Raw genomic sequence first — 17,010 nt, forward strand, 5'->3', positions numbered from 1 at the left:
AACAAGAAACTTGTTTAATAATTCTCCCTCATCTCCCCCTGCTCCCTGCTCCCTGCTCCCTGCCCCCTGCTCCCTGCTCCCTGCTCTTTTGAAAAATGGAAAAAGCGTTGCAAAGTTACTTCGCAACGCTTTTTCCAAGAGGGTATTATTTTTTGCTGCCTTTGATTGTTGTTGGAGGGGTTTCTGTCCCTACTCTGCCAAGACAACTGAAACCTGGAGTTACACTATACAAATTCAGGTTATTTCCGATCAACTACATCCACATCTACAGATACAGAGGTTGTCTCAAAATCAGTTTTCTCCTTTTTTGTAGCTCTCCTGCTGGTGAAATCATACTGGAGAACTTTATCAATCTTTACTTACTTGTAGGTTTTGGATCAGGGGTTGCTGGTTATTTTGAACATTAGTTGAAGAATAGTGAGCGATGACAAATACGGGTAGTGTAAGAGTCAATAGAGCGATCGCAGTTCCCACAATATCTGCCAAACGTTGGGAATATGTGTCGGTAGAATTGGCAGACTGGCTATTTGAATTCATACAAAATTGAAGTTTTTCGTAACACTGTATGGGTCTACTCTCTGGTTGAGAGTCTTAATGCTATGTTAGCTATTTTTAAACTGTAAAATGTGTAGCATTCTACAACTTAAACCAGTTATATAACTGTCATAATAGCCTTTTTATACATGGAGTTCTTAATACAAAGTTACAAGTAAACAAATCATGTTTTATTTTGTAATTAATATTTTCAGATGTTTCCCTGTATAGTGTAATGGTTTGCATACGCAAAGCCAACTTTGACAGCATCATAAATTACATTTTTTCGCTTGCTTAAAAATTAATTAGCAAAACATATTTGTTTGATACTTTATGATTATAACATCCTAAAACGCCTTTGATAAGGTCATTTTACTGAAATTGCCAATTTGTGATACAGGACACAAATTAGCAAAAGCACTGAATATCTATCAGTGCTTTTGATTCTTATCCGGTAGTTATACATACAAATATTTGGCAAAAAAGAAGAAATAGTAGGAATGATTTTTGTAACCAATGATAACTACCGAATAAATACAGATATATCAACTGCATTGTGCGGCATGAATTCAGTGATACTACTAAATAAATATTTAAGAATTTAAATTTCTAAATCTCTGCAATATTACTAGCATTTTGTCAATCTATATATAGGTAGAGTAAAGAATGTTTTAGAAGGTGGCATAGAGGTGTAGCCCCATGCCCAATGCCCATGCCTCATGCAAAATCTGGGTGGAGAATATTTAGAGAGGATCGCAAGCTACACTAAAAACAACATTTACAAAGAGTGCAAAGGTAGCGTTATGACCTCTGTAACCAATCCACCCAACGCCCTCACCCCTTTCCCAGACCATACCCAGCTTCCTGAGTCTGATGGCACGTTTGTAAGCCAGTCGCTTGCGGGGGTTCCCCCGTTGAAGGTAATTTGTTGTTGAGTAGCGATGAAAGGGCAGAACAGGAACGCCAAAGAGCCGACCGCCTAGCTGCCCAATTGCGATCGCTCGGCATTGAACCAGAAGCCTAATATTTTATACTGTAAATTACGAATTACTAATTAAATCTGTGGCTTAATTTGTTTAGACACAAATTTTACTGCTATCAGGGAAATCATAATGACAAATAAACCTCCTTCCGAACCAGAGTCATCTCAAAGAAGTGCCCTTGGCTTTGATGAATTTATAGCCATTCTGGTTGCCTTCACCACTATCGGAGCGATTCTTTTTTGGTCATTGTCCCGCAGGGATTCTAGCTGGAACTTTAACGGGCTGCTGTCGCCTTCTTCCACTCCTTCGCCTAGTGTTCAACCAAATCAAGTATTGCCCTCCCTTAATCCCAAGCTAGAGCCAAATGTAGTCCCTAAGACAGTTTTGCCCTATTCTCCACCGGAGGCTGTTGTTGAACCCAAGACACCTTCATTGCCAACTAACAGCGCCCCTCCTTCCCGTGTAGTCCTACCATCTGCTCAGGTAATTCCGACTCAATCCCCACAATCACAGACACCCGTACCCTCTTCAGCAGTACTTGAATCATCAATTAAAGTATCATTGCCTTTAGTAACTCCGGCAAAACAAAAATCTATTATTCCGCCGCCAATTGCATTTAACGATGTGCCCAATAACTTCTGGGGTCGGCGTTTTATAGATGTTCTTTCTTCCCGTAGTATTCTCAAAGGGTTTCCTGATTATTCTTTTAGACCAAATCAGCCTGTAAACCGCGCTGAATTTGCTACTATAGTGCAAAAAGCCTTTGACCAAGAACCGTCTAAGAGTGCGATCGCATTTGAAGATGTACCAACAAAATTCTGGGCAACTCCAGCTATCGATGAAGCCATCAGTGCCGGATTTCTCAAAGGCTACCCGAAAAAAACCTTCAAACCACAACAAAATATTTCACGAGTGCAAGTTTTAGTTGCCCTCGTTAGTGGGTTAAATTTGAAAGCACCCACTTCCCCAAATCAGATTTTAAGTGTTTATAAAGATGCTAAAGATATTCCACCTTATGCTATTAGCAAAATAGCTGCCGCTACAACTAATGGTCTGGTAGTTAACTATCCAAACCCACAAATTCTTGCTCCCAACAAAGTAGCTAGTCGGGCGGAAGTGGCGGCAATGATTCATCAAGCCTTAGTAAAACGGGGCAAGTTGGAGGCAATTTCATCTCCAAGTATAGTGCGTAGGCGTAGCCCGCAGCAGGTATCGCGCAGTGCGTCTCCAGAAATTTCGCGCACTCCAAAGGTTAAATTGTCTCCAGAAGCCTCGCCTCAGCGATAATTCGTAATTCGTAATAGAGCCTCCGGCACGCTCCGTGGTTTTCATGCCCAAAGGGCTGTACGTAATTCGTAATTAAACTAAAAGTAACCGCTCAATAATCCGGGGTAAATCGCTCAGTGACAAGGCTCAAATGACGTAAACTCGTTCCTGAACTGGTAGTTCGCCCCGATTTATTGAGCGGATACAACTAAAAGTCACAGTAAGCTACCTCTAGGAATAGTAGCGTTATGGGTCGGGTCTAAATACTCATCCATAACGTAATCACGAATTACGAATTGTTAATGAACTTGGTAGGGAATTTTGAGAGAAGTCTGAACGCCGACTTCCGGCATTCAGACTTCGGTAATTTGGAATTAGAGCGTATTCTTATCCAGGAGTACGTCTCATATAGAAGCGATAATTAGATATTAAGCTTCTGGAATTTGTTTACCAACCACTTGTGATTTCAAAGTGGTGATTTCACTAGTTAACTCTTTCCTCGTTGAGGCTTTGAGTAAATAGCGGTAAACAAACCAGGCAGAGTAACCAATCCCAATCAACTCAAAAGTAGGCGCTACTAAAGGGATATCATTCAAAGCGTCCAATATTGCCAAGAGTACTTTAACACCAACAATCGATCCCACAATTAAACCAACTGTTACCAGGGGTTGCTTATATTCATTAAAGAAGCCTCCCACATATTCTGGCAATGTTGCTAAAAATGTAGAAACTTGCTCCCCGTATTTTAGCCATTCATCTTGAGACTGTGTGGGAGGCTGGAGTTTTGTGATGGTTCCCGTTTGGGTGTTGATCTCTGCCACTGTAGTATCTTTGGATGCGGTTTCAGTAAATTCTTGTTCTGGCATTTTCACTCCCATTAATTTGACAGTTGAGTTTTTTTAATCTGGATAATTGCAACCAAAAGGCTGTTGATTAGGTAATGCACAAGTGCATCAGTACAATTTGTTAAAGGGCACAAAAGGGTTTGAGTGTCCTATAACTATAATTGCGCCGTAATATCTACTGCATCAACTACAAGGTAGACAGTCAGTAGGAGGGAGGATAGAATTCAGAAGGGAGCAGGATGTATTATGATCGTCCTTCCGAGTTCTTTTCTAAATCAACTGGAATCCTCTGGTTGTGATTATCCCATTCCGTGTCATTTGCTTATAATCGTACTAAATCTAAGTACAAATCAGGCAAAAATGAACCCACCTCTCATTTATATAAGCCTAAAAGCCGATTTTAGACAATATTAAAGCTATCTTAAGCCGCGTTCGTCAATTAACTCATTCGTATTGATATTAATACGTAATAAAAGTTTTTGTGTATTCACATAGGCTAGACTTTCAATCTATTTTATGATAGGCGTGCTGGTGATTGGGGATGGGGAATGGGGCATCAGGAAGACAAGGTGGACAAGAGAGACAAAGGGGACAAGGGGGAATTATTAAAATTAAGTCTCTTCCTTGTCTCTTTTCCATGCCCATGCCCCATAATCAATGCTTTTGTTTTTTTCCTGATTGTATTAATTTTATAAGGAAGCAGTAAGGTAGACTAGTGACGTACCTGATGGTAATAACTAATTGCTATCAACTGTATATTGAGGAAAGTATTGTGGTAAGGAGAAGACAGTCTCTGCAGGTCTTTAGTGCGGGAAATTATTTGTTACTGCTGAAAAAAGTAAATTCTGGTCGCTGCCAGTAAGTCTACTTAGCAACATTGCTATCAAAATCACTCATAGTATATGAGATTATGCCAATTATCTACTAAGCAATGATTTGCTGTTGCTATAAAAGAAGATAATGTAAATGTTCATCACCAATTAAACTGTTTGTACAAGCTAAACTGATTTGGTAATTTTTGCGGGAAGGCAAGGAGGTTTGAGAAATGCCAACTCAAAAGCCAACCCTTATCGATAGCAGTTCAGAAAGCAAAAAAGTGTCAGCCGAAGAGCCATCGACAGACGAACTACCGACCATAGAATTTCCCTCACGAGGGAAACTCAAAGCCAGTTCTTGGCGCATCCATCAAAAAATTGGCTATGGGTACTTTGTCGCTATCGGAATTGGTTTTTTTGGAGCGCTAACTGGATTAGTGATTGCCAACTACTACCGGGGAAGAGAAGTAAGGCAATTCAATCAAGCTTATGAACAAGGACAACTACTGAGTAATTATAGAGATGCAGTAGTAGGGGCGCAATTACATAGCTCTAATCTAGTTGCTGTATTAGAAAATTCACAACAACTACAAACCCAAAAAGCTGATTTTCTGAAGAATGTTGAAAAAGCCAAGCAATTAGAATCAAAAATTTCTGGATTTATTGACAGTAAACCTAAAAGACTAGCGGCAACAAGTTCGACTTTACAGACGCTATTGCTCGATTACAAGAATAATTTAAAAGCTTACGTTGACCAAATCGAGGTCGTCTTACAGAAAATTGACTCCCAACAAGTGCAGCCTCAGCAAATTTCTTCTGCCCGATCGCAATTATTGACAATTATGCGTGGTGAAACAGCCATGCGCCTAGATCAGCTTTCTGAAAGCTTGGCTAACATCCTGCAAACTGCTGAAGATCAAGAGCAAGAAAGGCAAAAAGCCGTTGAGCAGGCAAAAGTAGTTGAGCGATTGATCGTAATTATAAGTATGCTCGTTTCGGTGGCGATCGCAGCCATTGTCGCTTGGCGTACCAGTCGAGCGATCGCTGAACCAGTTATCACCGTCACCCAAGTAGCTGAACAAGTAGCCAGGAAACATAATTTTGATTTGCGAGCGCCCGTCACCACTGAAGATGAAATTGGCCTACTTGCCAAATCTCTAAATCGTCTGATTGAGCGAGTATCTGAGCGAACCAAAGAACTACAACAAGCTAAAGAATTAGCCGAAGCTGCTAGCAAGGCAAAAAGCGTATTTTTGGCTAATGTCAGCCACGAATTACGCACACCATTAAATGCTGTCATTGGCTTGAGCCAACTTCTAGAAGACGACGCTACCGATCTTGGTTTATCGGCAGACTTTATCACCGACTTAGAAACAATTAACGCTGCCGGTAAGCATCTACTGCACTTGATTAACGAAATCCTCGACTTGTCAAAAATTGAAGCGGGGAAAATGACTCTTTATCCAGAAACATTTGAGATTGCAACGCTAATTCATAACGTCGTCCTCACAGTCAAACCAGATATCGAAAAAAATGCCAATGTCTTAGAAGTGCATTTTGATGAGCAACTTGGCATTATCTACGCCGATCAAACTAGGATGCGGCAGGTGTTGTTAAACTTACTCAGCAACGCTGGTAAATTCACTACAAACGGCAGGGTGACGCTGACAGTTAACAGAGAAAAGGATGAATTACGACTGGATGCTCCTTTGGGAATGATTACTTTTACCGTTAACGACACAGGTATAGGTATGTCTAACCGTCAACAGCAGCAGTTATTTCAACCTTTTACACAAGGTGATACTTCGACGACGAAAAAGTATGGAGGTACAGGACTAGGGTTAGCAATTAGCCGCCACTTTTGCCAGATGATGGGTGGTGAGATTATTGTCAAAAGTCAGCCGGGAATTGGCTCTACTTTCACTATTCGTCTACCAATGACTGTGCAGGATTAAATAAGACTGGGCATGGGGCATTGGGCACTTGTACTGAGCGAAGTCGAAGTATTGGGCATGGGAAAAATTTACTCCCTCATCTCCCGGTTGGTGAGCGAAGTCGAACCACATCTCCCCCTACTCCCCCATCTCCCCAATCTCAATTAGGTAATGATATTCACCCTCCCTGTATCCAAGTCGTAACGACCGCCCACGATTTTCAATTTACCTGACTGTACCTGCTCAGTTAAAAGCTTTGAGTTCTTCAAGCGTTCAATTTGATATTGCACATTTGCCACCACAGCATTCTCAACTGCTTCACCTGGCTGATCCTTGACTTTTTTCAAAGCTGGCTTAATTGCCTTTACAAAAGTACTAATATCACCGGGTAACGATTCGTTTTTCACAGCTGCGGTTACAGCCCCACAACGTTCATGCCCCATCACCATCAGCAGTGGAGAACCTAATAAGACAACGGCATATTCAATACTACCGATCGCTTCAGATGTGGCAATATTTCCAGCAATCCGAACATCAAAGATGTCTCCGATACCCTGATCGAAAACAATTTCTGCGGGTACTCGTGAATCCGCACAGCTAAGAATAGTTGCAAATGGATGTTGAGCTTGAGCAACTTCCTGCAACCGTAGCGCCGATTGATCGGGGTATTGCGGTTGATGATCGACAAATCGCTGATTCCCCTTCATCAGCTTTTGTAAAGCAGCATCGGGACTTAGGGATTGAGTGGGCGCTGGGTGTGTTTCGTCAGCTTTAGCCTGTTCCACCCGCCAGAGGAAATCGCTGGCAGTTATCGCCATTCCAAATGCCCCAGTGATTCCCAACTTCAAAAAGTTACGACGTTCCATGAAATACTTCATTAAATTTATCACTCTCTTACATCGACGCGACACATCTGACAGAGCGAATCTCCATCACATCCGAAACGTAGCAAGTACCACCGAACTTGTTGAGAAGTGGTTTGATATTTTCTACAACAGGCTTGAGTTGGTCTGGCATACAAAATGCGAGGATGTAAACATTATCAAGCATGGTCATGTCTAAATCTTCTGTCGTTCCTCGTAATCCTTTGCCAGCAACATTTCGGATTACGGCATGGTTATGTACACCCGACTTGTCTAAATTGTCTAAAATTTTGGCAAGCTCAAAGGAGTTAGCGATAATTTCTATCTTTTTAACTACATGCATATTATTACCTCCAAAATAGGTTAATTCCGTAGAGATATAACGGAATTCCCACAATAATATTGAACGGAAATGTCACCGCTATAGCGGTAGAAACATACAAGCTAGGATTTGCTTCTGGAACAGTCATCCGCATAGCTGCTGGGACAGCAATGTAAGAAGCACTGGCACACAATACAGCGAACAAAAGCGAATCTCCGCGAGGCATACCGATGAGTTTGGCAATCACTAGTCCAATGCCTGCATTGAGTATTGGAATTAGTATGGCAAATAAAATCAGAAAAACTCCGGTTTTTTGCAAGTCTTTAATTCTTCTGGCAGCGACTAGTCCCATGTCCAGTAAAAAGAAGGTGAGAACACCATAAAACAACCCTTGAGTAAAGGGTTCTAATACTTTCCAACCGCGTTCACCTGTCAAAACACCTATTAATAGACTACCGACTAATAGAAAAACTGAACTATTAAGAAATGCTTCTTGCAAAACTTCTGGCCACGAAAACTCTCGCTTTCCATCGGCGGTGAATATATTCACCAAAATTAGACCAACTATAATCGCTGGAGATTCCATCAGGGCAAGGGCTGCCACCATGTAACCATCAAAAGCAATGCCAAGCTCAGTTAAAAAAGCGCTAGCTGTGATGAAAGTGACGGCACTGATAGAACCGTAGGTTGCAGCGATCGCAGCTGCATCGTAAGTATCTAATTTCCACTTCAGGATAAAAAAGGTGTAAATTGGAACAACACAAGCCATCATCATTGCTGCTGCGAGCGTTAGAACTACTTCCTGAGTAACACCGCTTTTAATTAGTTCTACCCCTCCTTTAAAACCAATGGCAAACAGCAGATACAACGAAAAGAGTTTGGGCACTGGTGCAGGAATTTCTAGATCGGACTTGACAAAAACAGCAGTCATGCCTAAAAAGAAAAACAGGATTGGCGGATTCAAAATGTTGGATACAATTAAACTCAGATCCATATCCACCCATCCTTGTATTGGTTAAACCTGAAATTAAAGAAATTTTTCATCTTTAAAAACTTAACGGTTGAATCGTGATGTATTGTGTATCGCTACCCCATGTTAATTGGGTACTCAAGGAGTGAATTGTCCTATTCGTGACAATACTTATTGATTAGGTGTTAAACAGCGCTGAGAACAAAAAAAGTTAGGGCTTGCCCTAACTTTTTTTGATGTTAGATTCCCCGTCGCTGATCTTACGACAGAAAGTGTAAGAAGAACTCGCGATCAACCTATTTAGCGTAGAAAAAATTAACGTATTGTAGGGGCAATTCATGAATTCGTACTACAGATGTGATTACCTATGTGTTGAATTACACAGAAAAAATAAGTAATTTTTCTAACCGCAGAGGCGCAGAGAAGCCAGTGCGTTGGGCGGGTTCCCCGACTTGAAGCAACTGGCGCGACACAGAGTAAAGAGCTTAAATAGGAATTTCTTGTCCAAAATTGTTATACACCTTGAAAAGGTTAGGAGTTAAAGCTTATAAATCTGCGCTGAATGCAAAGTTATTAACAAGAAGCAGGGAGGCAGGGGGAATGCTCTTTCTCAAGAGCCGCGAAACGAAGTGGAGCAAGGGTTACAATCCCCGTCTGAACATCCCCCTACTCCCTCTCTCCCTGCTCCCCTGCCTCTTATTGAATTATCTAAATGAAGCAATAAATATTTCATTTTGAGGCTAGGCTAATGAGCATTTTTTCAAAAATTCTCAACACAGGCTCTTCTCCATTGTCTCTAGTGAAAATACTATAATTTGGGTGAGAATTGATTTCAATTAACCAATATTGGTTATCTCGATCTAAGACGATATCTAAACCACCATAATCAATGTCTAATTCTTCAAAAATTGGTTTAGCAAAATTAGCAATCTCTGACAATATTTGTTGATCATTGATATGCTTTGCTTTCGCACCATCCCAGTGCAAAGGGCTGAGATTGCCTGCAAATTTTGCATTAGTTATATCTTTTTCATAGAGTAGAACTAACTCTTTATTTAAAAAAACGGCTCTATACTCAGATTTTATGTCAATGAACTCTTGAGCGATCGCAACGTAATCATACTTTTTATTATTGATATTAAAAATCTCTTTTAAAGCAGTTTGAACTTCATCTGTATTCTGACATAAAAAAACGTTATGTCCACTTGAGCCAGAGTTTCGTTTAACAATTACGGGTGTTTCAAAGTTTTCTTTTATTTCTAATATAATATCTTCAAAACTTGGAAATTTTAAGTAAATCTTATATTGCAGGTCACAAAAAGGGGAAAGAAAACCTACTGTCCGAGGAAGTTTAACTTTGTTCTTTAAAATATGGTAAGTATATTCCTTGTCTTTAATAATTTGTGCTATTGCCTGATTTATTATTGGAGTACTATAATTACAAAAATAATGTTTTTTATTATTCAGTTTTATTTTTACTAAGTTTTCAGTAGGATGAATAATTTCATAGCTGATATTCAAGTTTTCACAAGCTTTGAGCAATAACGAAAGGTTATCTAACATAAATAGTTCAAGTTAAACGTCCAAATTAAGTGTTGATATTAATTATCGCAGAAAAAATACTTGAATTGATGGATATCAATTCAAAGCTTTTACAATGTGCTATACGAATTACGTAAAGCCTGTGGCATAGCTTCTCTTCGAGACGCTACGCGAACGCTTAACGCGGATGCCGGAGGCTCTATTACGAGTTATTTGAGCTTGTTGTTTGCCGTTTAAAAATCACCATTTCAGTACCGACAACTGGGTTACGCGCTATCAATTTATCTTGAGAGTCGATAATTTCTAAATGGGTAAAATCAAGTTCTTGAGAACGTTGTAATATCTCCGCAGCTAATTTGTCTTGCTGAGATTCTTGGAGAGTGTACCAATCGTCACTAATTTTGACAGTCAAGTTACTCGTGCGGAAGTTGGCTTGAATTGACTTTATCAGACCAGAGGCAATGCGATCGCTAATTTCAGCCACCTGATTTTCAATAGCTGCAATCAAGGCTTGTTCTGGTGTCAATTCTATGACTGGTGTCGGCGTTGGCGTTGGGGTGGGAATTGGTTCAGGTTCCGGTTCAGGCGGCGGCGTAATTTCCTGTGGCGGCTGTGGTTCTGGTACGACTGACTCCGGTGGAGTAGTTATCGTTGGTGTCGGTACAGGAACCTCTTCAACTGGGGGAAGAGTTGCAACTTCAGTAGGTTTACCAGTAAAGACAGTTGCAGTCGTCCAAACGAGAATTACAGCAATTCCAGCCACAATTCCCGTCAAAGCTGTATCTGATAACTTAGTTGACAAATTTGATGGCAAAAACAAGCGGATTGTCCTTAATAGTCCACCCCATCGCAACTGAAGCTGCTGGAAAAAGCCGGGTGTTTGTTCAGTACCTGGTGGGGGTGCTGTCTCCAGTTTCTCCACCGTTGTTTCTAAAACCCCAATCGTCCCTTGGAGAAGTTGGATAATTTTAGCCTTCCAAAATGGCTGAACTCTCTGGTAAGGTTTTTGGGGAGGTTGATTTACCCGCTCATCCGTCGGTTTTGACTGATTGTCTTGTGACATGGAACTTTCACCAAAAGCAGCGAATCAAAGACAAACAACGTACATTATTACTTGTGCTGCCTTCTTTTGCCTTAATGTATCACTTCATTGCTCATTGTTTCCGTTAACCTGACTATTTATTAAATTTGGTGAATTATGAACATGAAACGCCGTCAATTTTTATTTTTAAGTAGCCTCAGCGCCATTGGTACAGGATTTTTTGCCTGGATGTTAACTAATCAAAATCATCAAAGTGCTGATATTAACGATTCAACAACAGCTATAGCCGCGAACCCACCGAAAAAAGACTTGTTATTACGTTTTGTGTCTGTAGCAGATACAGGCACTGGAGCTAAAGGACAGTATGCTGTGGCTGGGGCAATGAATGCCTATCACAAACAAAATCCTTATGATTTGGTAGTTTTAGCTGGAGACAATATTTACAATAACGGCGAAATTGAAAAGATTAGTGCAGTTTTTGAGCGTCCTTATCAACCTTTGCTGAAACAAGGTGTGAAATTTCAGGCTTGTTTAGGTAATCATGATATTCGGACTGCCAATGGCGATTTACAAGTCAAATATGCTGGCTTTAATATGAAGGGACGTTACTATACATTTAAACGTAATCAAGTACAATTTTTTGCTTTAGATACTAACAGTAATGCTGATTGGAAAAACCAGCTATCTTGGTTAGAAAAAGAATTAAGTATTAGTAATGCTCCTTGGAAAGTGGTGTTTGGTCATCATCCGATTTATTCATCAGGTCAGTATGGCAGTAATCCAGATTTTATTAAAACTTTTACTCCCCTATTTAAAAAATATGGCGTTCAACTTTATATCAATGGTCACGAACATAATTATGAACGCACCCGTGCTATTGATGGGACAACTTATTTAATTTGTGGTGCAGGTGCTGGTAATCGTCCTGTAGGGCGTTCTGAGTGGACAAACTATTCCACCAGTCATTTAAGTTTTGCCTTTTATGAGGTGTATAAAGACAGAATAGAAATTGGTGCGATCGCTACTGATAATCGCATTTTTGATCGAGGCATTATTCAATTAAAATCAGCTTAGTTATATGACTACAGTTGAGCAACTAAAGCATTATGTTCAGAACCAAAATCAACCAAACATTTGATAGCTGTCGCGTTAGTTGTTACCTGGTCATAATTCATCTGCCGTTAATTCTTTCCTACGGAATGCTGCGCGAGCGACTGTAACGGGAGTCCTCTTACTCCATTAAAATAAATTCAAGTTCCCATTAGATTTTGGAAAAACCCTTTGTTCTTCACATCGGGTTATAAGCATATATGTTTTCTGAAGTTAAAAAATGTCTTGTGTTAGCCGTACCTTTGACAGCAGCACAACTGGCTCAATCTTCAACTGGTTTTGTGGATACGGTAATGATGGGCTGGTTGGGAAGTCAGACTATTGCATCTGGAGGTTTGGGAGCTGTTATCTTTAGTTTTTGTCTGTTGATCGTTGCTGGTATCGTTTCTGCCGTCAGTCCATTAGCTGCCCAAGCATACGGAGCCGGAAATAAAGAAAAAGTTGGCACAATTGTTCGCCTGGGACTAGGGATATCTCTGGTAGTAGGAATACCAATTACATTGCTGCTTTACAATGGAGGTGCTTTACTACTTCTACTAGGGCAGGATGCTAACACAGTAGCACTAGCAGAGATTTATTTAAGGGCGATCGCACTGGGTTTTATTCCTGCTTTAGGCTTTGCAGTACTTAAAAGCTTTCTTTCTGCTCTATTGCAACCACAATTAGTTATGGTGACTGTGGTTTTGGGTACTCTGCTCAACATCACAGCTAACTATGTGCTGATGTTTGGCAAACTGGGATTCCCGGCGCTAGGTTTAGCTGGTATCGGTTGGGCAAGCACACTCTCACTTTGGAGTATGTTTGTTGCTTTGACGGTTTATATATGTAATCAGCCTCGCTTTGCGGTTTACGGTATTTTTCGACCTTTATCTAAAAAAGCTTTTCCCCTAGAGCATCGCTGGATCATTGGCGAGATTTTTCAGGTTGGATTGCCCATTGGGGGGCTGATTGCGGTCGAAGGGGGACTGTTCACCGTTGTTACTTTCATAATAGGACAATTAGGAACAAACGCTCTTGCTGCCCATCAAATTGCTTTACAAACAATTTCGATATCATTCCAGATTGCGGTAGGCATTTCTCTAGCGACAACAGTACGTGTTGGGCAGTTAGTTGGACAGAATGAACTGCTTGCTACTCGTCTGGCTGGATATGTAGGTATTGCTATTGCAGCTTTATCTATGGGTGTAGTAGGCATTACATTTTGGTTAGTGCCAAAGTCGATTATTTCTCTTTATATTGACATTAACGATCCAAACAATGCAGATGTGGTTGTCCTTGCAGTGAAATTGCTGGGAGTAGCAGCGATTTTTCAAATAGTTGACGGTGTGCAAGTTACTGCGGGGGCAGCATTACGCGGACTAAAAGACACTCGAATTCCGATGTTGATTGGTATTTTTGCTTATTGGTGTGTTGGTTTATGCACTGGTTATACTTTCGGAATCTCGTCAGGGTATGGAGCGATTGGTCTTTGGTGGGGATTGGCTATCGGTTTAGCGATCGCGGCAATAACCATGACTTGGCGGTTTAGCAACAAAACAACTAACCACGGATAATGATAGCCTAAAAGGAAAGAGATCAAAATATTAAGTTGCACATCGCGTTAACATTAGCCTAATTATCACCGCAAAACTTTATGATTCTTGAGGCAGTTATGCTTCATGTTAAACCTGGTCTAGAATCAGATTTTGAAGCTACTTTCAAAAAAGCTTCTAAAATTATTTCGTCAATGGATGGATATTTATCTCATGAATTGCATAGATGTATAGAAGTCCAAGGTAAATATTTATTACTTGTAAAATGGGAAACTTTAGAATCTCATACTGTAGGATTTAGAAGTTCTGCTGAGTATCAAGAGTGGAAAAAACTTCTGCATCATTTTTATGAGCCATTTCCCACTGTTGAACACTTTGAAGAAGTTGAAATATGAAAAACAAGACCCCCTACTTCTTTGAAAAATCGGGGATTTGCGGCCATATCACAATACGGTTCAGTTAAGGGTTATTGGTGTAGATAATTGGTATTTTAAGACGCGATTTATCGCGTCTCTACATGAGGGTTTTGTTGCTCATTCTGAACTGTATTGGGCTATATCACTCTACTCGTTGCAACTGTGCTACTCTTGGGTCAACAATTTTTTGTCCCAAACTGGCAAATTTAATTGCTACAGACATTTTATTACCTGTTCCAAAGACATGCGTAATTTCACCAATACCAAAGGTTTTGTGTAATACTCTATCGCCTACTTGCCAATTCTGCGTTGAGTCTTGTTTTCCATTAGAAGTAGAGGCACTTTTGGTATAACTTTGACGACTTGCGCGTTTGGTAGATAATAATTCTTCTGGTAATTCGTCGAGAAATTGCGATCGCATCGCAGGTTCACGAGAACCATACAAACGCCGTTCCCGCGCGTGTGATAAATATAACCGCTCTTGGGCGCGAGTAATCCCCACATAACACAGGCGGCGTTCTTCTTCCAAAGATGCAGGATCGCCCAGCGAACGGTAGCCGGGAAATAGCCCTTGTTCTAATCCCACCAAAAATACTACGGGAAATTCCAAACCTTTGGAAGCGTGCAAAGTCATCAAAGAAACGGCTGTTTGTCCTTCTTTTAAGTTATCCAAATCGGAACTGAGGGCTGCACTACTCAAAAAATCTCGGAGGGAAACCTCTTCATTTTCTTCTTGAAATTGCAGTGCGGCGTTGTAAAGTTCCTGAACGTTTTGTACTCTATCTGTGGCTTCATCTGTGCCTTGACTCATCAAGTCTTGAACGTAACCAGAATCTTCTAGTATTCCTTGCAAAACCTCAGTCACGGGAAGCGTGCCGATTTGTGCTTGCCAACGGCTAATCATTGCGGCAAAGTTATTTACAGCTTTTGTCGCTCGTCCAGCTAATGTATTAACTGATGTCTCATCGCTGAGTATTTCCCATAGGGTTGTCCCTAATTGTTGAGAGGCGTTCATCAAAGCATCAATAGTGGTTTTGCCAACTCCCCGGCGGGGAGTATTGATAACTCGTAATAAACTGACTGTATCAGATGGGTTAGCGATCGCTCTTAAATATGCAATGACATCTTTGATTTCTTTGCGATCGTAAAATCTCATTCCCCCCACAACTGTGTAAGGAATTTGATATTTCACCAACAATTCTTCAAAGGGACGAGATTGAGCATTTGTCCGATAAAGTATGGAAAAACTACCCCAGTCTAACTCTGGATTTTGGTTTTCTAAAGTGCTAATTTGATTAATCACAAATGCCGCTTCTGCGAGTTCTTCATCGGCTTTGTGACAAGTAATCTGCTCACCCGGCCCCCGCGTCGGTTTCAGGATTTTATCAATCCGTTGGGTGTTATTTTCAATTAGTTCATTAGCCGCTTGCAGAATGTTTTCACAAGAACGATAGTTTTCTTCTAGCTTAACCATCGTTCGGGTGTCATCATCTACTAAACCATCACCAAAATCTTCCTGAAATCCTAGCAAGATGGTGAAATCTGCCATCCGAAAGCTGTAAATTGATTGATCGGCATCGCCGACAACGAAAACTGAGCGATTTTGCCATTGCCATTCGCTCTTTTTAGTTTCGCCATTAGTAACCAATAAGTGGATCAGTTGATATTGAGTACGATTAGTATCTTGATATTCATCTACAAGGATATGGCAAAATTTGCGATGCCAATAACCCAATACTTGCTCATTTTGCTGAAATAATCTAGTTGGTACAAGAATCAGATCGTCAAAATCGAGAGCGTTATTTTCTGCTAACTTATCTTGATATAAATTGTAGACTTGAGCAATTACCCGTCCGCGATAATTGGGTTGATCTTGCTCAAATTCTTGGGGTGATAAACCTTGATTTTTAGCGTTACTAATAGCGTAGCGGACAGAGCGGGCATCAAATTTCTTATCGTCTAAATTTAGCTGTTTATTAACGATTTCTTTGATCAGAGTCATCACATCTGATTCATCAAAAATAGAGAAATTACGATTCCAACGCCGTCCTTTTTCGTCTACGTATTTTTCAATATCAAAACGGAGAATACGAGAAAATAGACTGTGGAAAGTGCCACACCACAAATCTTTGATAGTGTTTTTGTAAACTTGCGATCGCAGTAGCGTTTGTTGATATTCTGTCAACAAATCAAAACGCTGGCCATGTTGTTTCATCGCCAGTTGTTCTGCAAACAGACGTTGAACCCGTTCTTTCATCTCCCGCGCGGCTTTGTTGGTAAAAGTAACCGCCAGGATATTTTCTGGATCGACACGGTGTTTCAGAATCAGATTTGCAATGCGATAAGTCAGCGCTCGTGTTTTGCCAGAACCTGCGCCAGCAACAACTAGCAACGGGCCGCAGTAGTGTTCGACAGCTTGACGTTGACTAGGGTTAAGGTGACTGAGAAAGTCGATGGTTGTTGTCATGGATGTGAAAAAGCGATCGCCTGGTGTCACATCAATAGAGAGTCGCTATTGCCCAGGTTACAATATCCTAACGAAACTTGGTCAATAAAGATTGTGTGGCAATATTCTTAACCAGAGGTGCTATTATCTCTTGGTTTGGCTGAGTTAGGAGATATTCTAATAGAAACAGCGAGAACTTACTTTGAAGGTTAGCATCATTGGGCCCAATAATTTGGCCAAAAGGAAGCGATCGCCTCTAAATTAAATGTCAACCTAGCATAGAGTCCCAAGTCCTGAGTAGTCAGTTGTTCTCCCTCATCCCCCTCATCTCCCTCATCCCCTACTTCCCTTCGTCAAAATTTCCTAACAAAAGCACACTAAACTGCTCAG

The 17,010-nt window shown here is 40.7% G+C and carries 13 protein-coding genes and 1 pseudogene; 6 read left to right on the forward strand and 8 right to left on the reverse strand.

The window, feature by feature from the left end; translation table 11 throughout:
• Window positions 1–348 precede the first annotated feature (348 nt).
• Complete coding sequence (locus HWQ36_RS13245) at window positions 349–537, reverse strand: hypothetical protein (RefSeq protein WP_292703156.1); 189 nt, start codon at window positions 535–537, stop codon at window positions 349–351.
• A 913-nt stretch (window positions 538–1,450) separates the two neighbouring features.
• On the opposite strand from HWQ36_RS13245, the pseudogene HWQ36_RS13250 reads away from it, so the two are divergent.
• Both HWQ36_RS13250 and HWQ36_RS13255 read left to right on the forward strand, forming a co-directional pair.
• Window positions 1,451–1,558, forward strand: a pseudogene (locus HWQ36_RS13250) (Uma2 family endonuclease); the annotation flags it as partial.
• Window positions 1,559–1,646: 88 nt separating this feature from the next.
• Window positions 1,647–2,804 (forward strand): S-layer homology domain-containing protein, encoded by a 1,158-nt coding sequence (locus HWQ36_RS13255; RefSeq protein WP_292703159.1) that lies wholly within the window; start codon window positions 1,647–1,649, stop codon window positions 2,802–2,804.
• Between the two features lie 407 nt (window positions 2,805–3,211).
• On the opposite strand, the gene HWQ36_RS13260 is transcribed toward HWQ36_RS13255, so the two are convergent.
• Entirely contained in the window at window positions 3,212–3,649 is a 438-nt protein-coding gene (locus HWQ36_RS13260) for a CAAD domain-containing protein (RefSeq protein ID WP_292703162.1), read from the reverse strand.
• Window positions 3,650–4,673: 1,024 nt separating this feature from the next.
• Between HWQ36_RS13260 and HWQ36_RS13265 the strand changes: the two genes are divergently transcribed.
• Entirely contained in the window at window positions 4,674–6,398 is a 1,725-nt protein-coding gene (locus HWQ36_RS13265; RefSeq protein WP_292703165.1) for an ATP-binding protein, read from the forward strand.
• Between the two features lie 143 nt (window positions 6,399–6,541).
• On the opposite strand, the gene HWQ36_RS13270 is transcribed toward HWQ36_RS13265, so the two are convergent.
• The 5 genes from HWQ36_RS13270 to HWQ36_RS13290 all read right to left on the reverse strand — a co-directional run bounded on the left by HWQ36_RS13270 (window position 6,542) and on the right by HWQ36_RS13290 (window position 11,137).
• Entirely contained in the window at window positions 6,542–7,243 is a 702-nt protein-coding gene (locus tag HWQ36_RS13270; RefSeq protein WP_292703222.1) for a carbonic anhydrase, read from the reverse strand.
• A 28-nt stretch (window positions 7,244–7,271) separates the two neighbouring features.
• Window positions 7,272–7,583 carry a P-II family nitrogen regulator gene (locus HWQ36_RS13275; protein ID WP_292703167.1) on the reverse strand — a complete coding sequence of 104 codons (312 nt, stop codon included), beginning with the start codon at window positions 7,581–7,583 and terminating at the stop codon, window positions 7,272–7,274.
• A gap of 4 nt (window positions 7,584–7,587) precedes the next feature.
• Window positions 7,588–8,556 carry a sodium-dependent bicarbonate transport family permease gene (locus HWQ36_RS13280; protein WP_292703171.1) on the reverse strand — a complete coding sequence of 323 codons (969 nt, stop codon included), beginning with the start codon at window positions 8,554–8,556 and terminating at the stop codon, window positions 7,588–7,590.
• Between the two features lie 705 nt (window positions 8,557–9,261).
• On the reverse strand, window positions 9,262–10,095 hold the full coding sequence (locus HWQ36_RS13285; protein ID WP_292703172.1) for a YheC/YheD family protein: 834 nt from the start codon (window positions 10,093–10,095) through the stop codon (window positions 9,262–9,264).
• A gap of 181 nt (window positions 10,096–10,276) precedes the next feature.
• On the reverse strand, window positions 10,277–11,137 hold the full coding sequence (locus tag HWQ36_RS13290; RefSeq protein ID WP_292703175.1) for a hypothetical protein: 861 nt from the start codon (window positions 11,135–11,137) through the stop codon (window positions 10,277–10,279).
• Between the two features lie 135 nt (window positions 11,138–11,272).
• Here HWQ36_RS13290 and HWQ36_RS13295 point away from each other — a divergent pair, with 135 nt between their 5' ends.
• The 3 genes from HWQ36_RS13295 to HWQ36_RS13305 all read left to right on the forward strand — a co-directional run bounded on the left by HWQ36_RS13295 (window position 11,273) and on the right by HWQ36_RS13305 (window position 14,153).
• Complete coding sequence (locus HWQ36_RS13295) at window positions 11,273–12,190, forward strand: metallophosphoesterase (RefSeq protein ID WP_292703178.1); 918 nt, start codon at window positions 11,273–11,275, stop codon at window positions 12,188–12,190.
• 236 nt (window positions 12,191–12,426) lie between these two features.
• Entirely contained in the window at window positions 12,427–13,779 is a 1,353-nt protein-coding gene (locus HWQ36_RS13300) for an MATE family efflux transporter (RefSeq protein ID WP_292703181.1), read from the forward strand.
• A gap of 80 nt (window positions 13,780–13,859) precedes the next feature.
• Complete coding sequence (locus tag HWQ36_RS13305) at window positions 13,860–14,153, forward strand: antibiotic biosynthesis monooxygenase (protein ID WP_292703184.1); 294 nt, start codon at window positions 13,860–13,862, stop codon at window positions 14,151–14,153.
• Window positions 14,154–14,316: 163 nt separating this feature from the next.
• On the opposite strand, the gene pcrA is transcribed toward HWQ36_RS13305, so the two are convergent.
• Window positions 14,317–16,641, reverse strand: coding sequence for a DNA helicase PcrA (pcrA, locus tag HWQ36_RS13310; RefSeq protein ID WP_292703224.1), 2,325 nt, complete (start codon window positions 16,639–16,641; stop codon window positions 14,317–14,319).
• Window positions 16,642–17,010: the final 369 nt, after the last annotated feature.

It is taken from the genome of Nostoc sp. NMS2 (assembly GCF_017115105.1).
In the GTDB taxonomy this organism is placed as follows: Bacteria; Cyanobacteriota; Cyanobacteriia; order Cyanobacteriales; family Nostocaceae; genus Nostoc.

Bases quoted from the DNA above. Each gene is read 5' to 3' on its own strand.
- HWQ36_RS13270 (WP_292703222.1), bottom strand. From the start codon at position 7,243: ATGGAACGTCGTAACTTTTTGAAGTTGGGAATCACTGGGGCATTTGGA.
- HWQ36_RS13300 (WP_292703181.1), top strand. From the start codon at position 12,427: ATGTTTTCTGAAGTTAAAAAATGTCTTGTGTTAGCCGTACCTTTGACA.
- HWQ36_RS13265 (WP_292703165.1), top strand. From the start codon at position 4,674: ATGCCAACTCAAAAGCCAACCCTTATCGATAGCAGTTCAGAAAGCAAA.
- HWQ36_RS13260 (WP_292703162.1), bottom strand. From the start codon at position 3,649: ATGCCAGAACAAGAATTTACTGAAACCGCATCCAAAGATACTACAGTG.
- HWQ36_RS13275 (WP_292703167.1), bottom strand. From the start codon at position 7,583: ATGCATGTAGTTAAAAAGATAGAAATTATCGCTAACTCCTTTGAGCTT.
- HWQ36_RS13285 (WP_292703172.1), bottom strand. From the start codon at position 10,095: ATGTTAGATAACCTTTCGTTATTGCTCAAAGCTTGTGAAAACTTGAAT.
- HWQ36_RS13290 (WP_292703175.1), bottom strand. From the start codon at position 11,137: ATGTCACAAGACAATCAGTCAAAACCGACGGATGAGCGGGTAAATCAA.
- HWQ36_RS13245 (WP_292703156.1), bottom strand. From the start codon at position 537: ATGAATTCAAATAGCCAGTCTGCCAATTCTACCGACACATATTCCCAA.
- HWQ36_RS13295 (WP_292703178.1), top strand. From the start codon at position 11,273: ATGAACATGAAACGCCGTCAATTTTTATTTTTAAGTAGCCTCAGCGCC.
- HWQ36_RS13280 (WP_292703171.1), bottom strand. From the start codon at position 8,556: ATGGATCTGAGTTTAATTGTATCCAACATTTTGAATCCGCCAATCCTG.
- HWQ36_RS13255 (WP_292703159.1), top strand. From the start codon at position 1,647: ATGACAAATAAACCTCCTTCCGAACCAGAGTCATCTCAAAGAAGTGCC.
- HWQ36_RS13305 (WP_292703184.1), top strand. From the start codon at position 13,860: ATGATTCTTGAGGCAGTTATGCTTCATGTTAAACCTGGTCTAGAATCA.
- pcrA (WP_292703224.1), bottom strand. From the start codon at position 16,641: ATGACAACAACCATCGACTTTCTCAGTCACCTTAACCCTAGTCAACGT.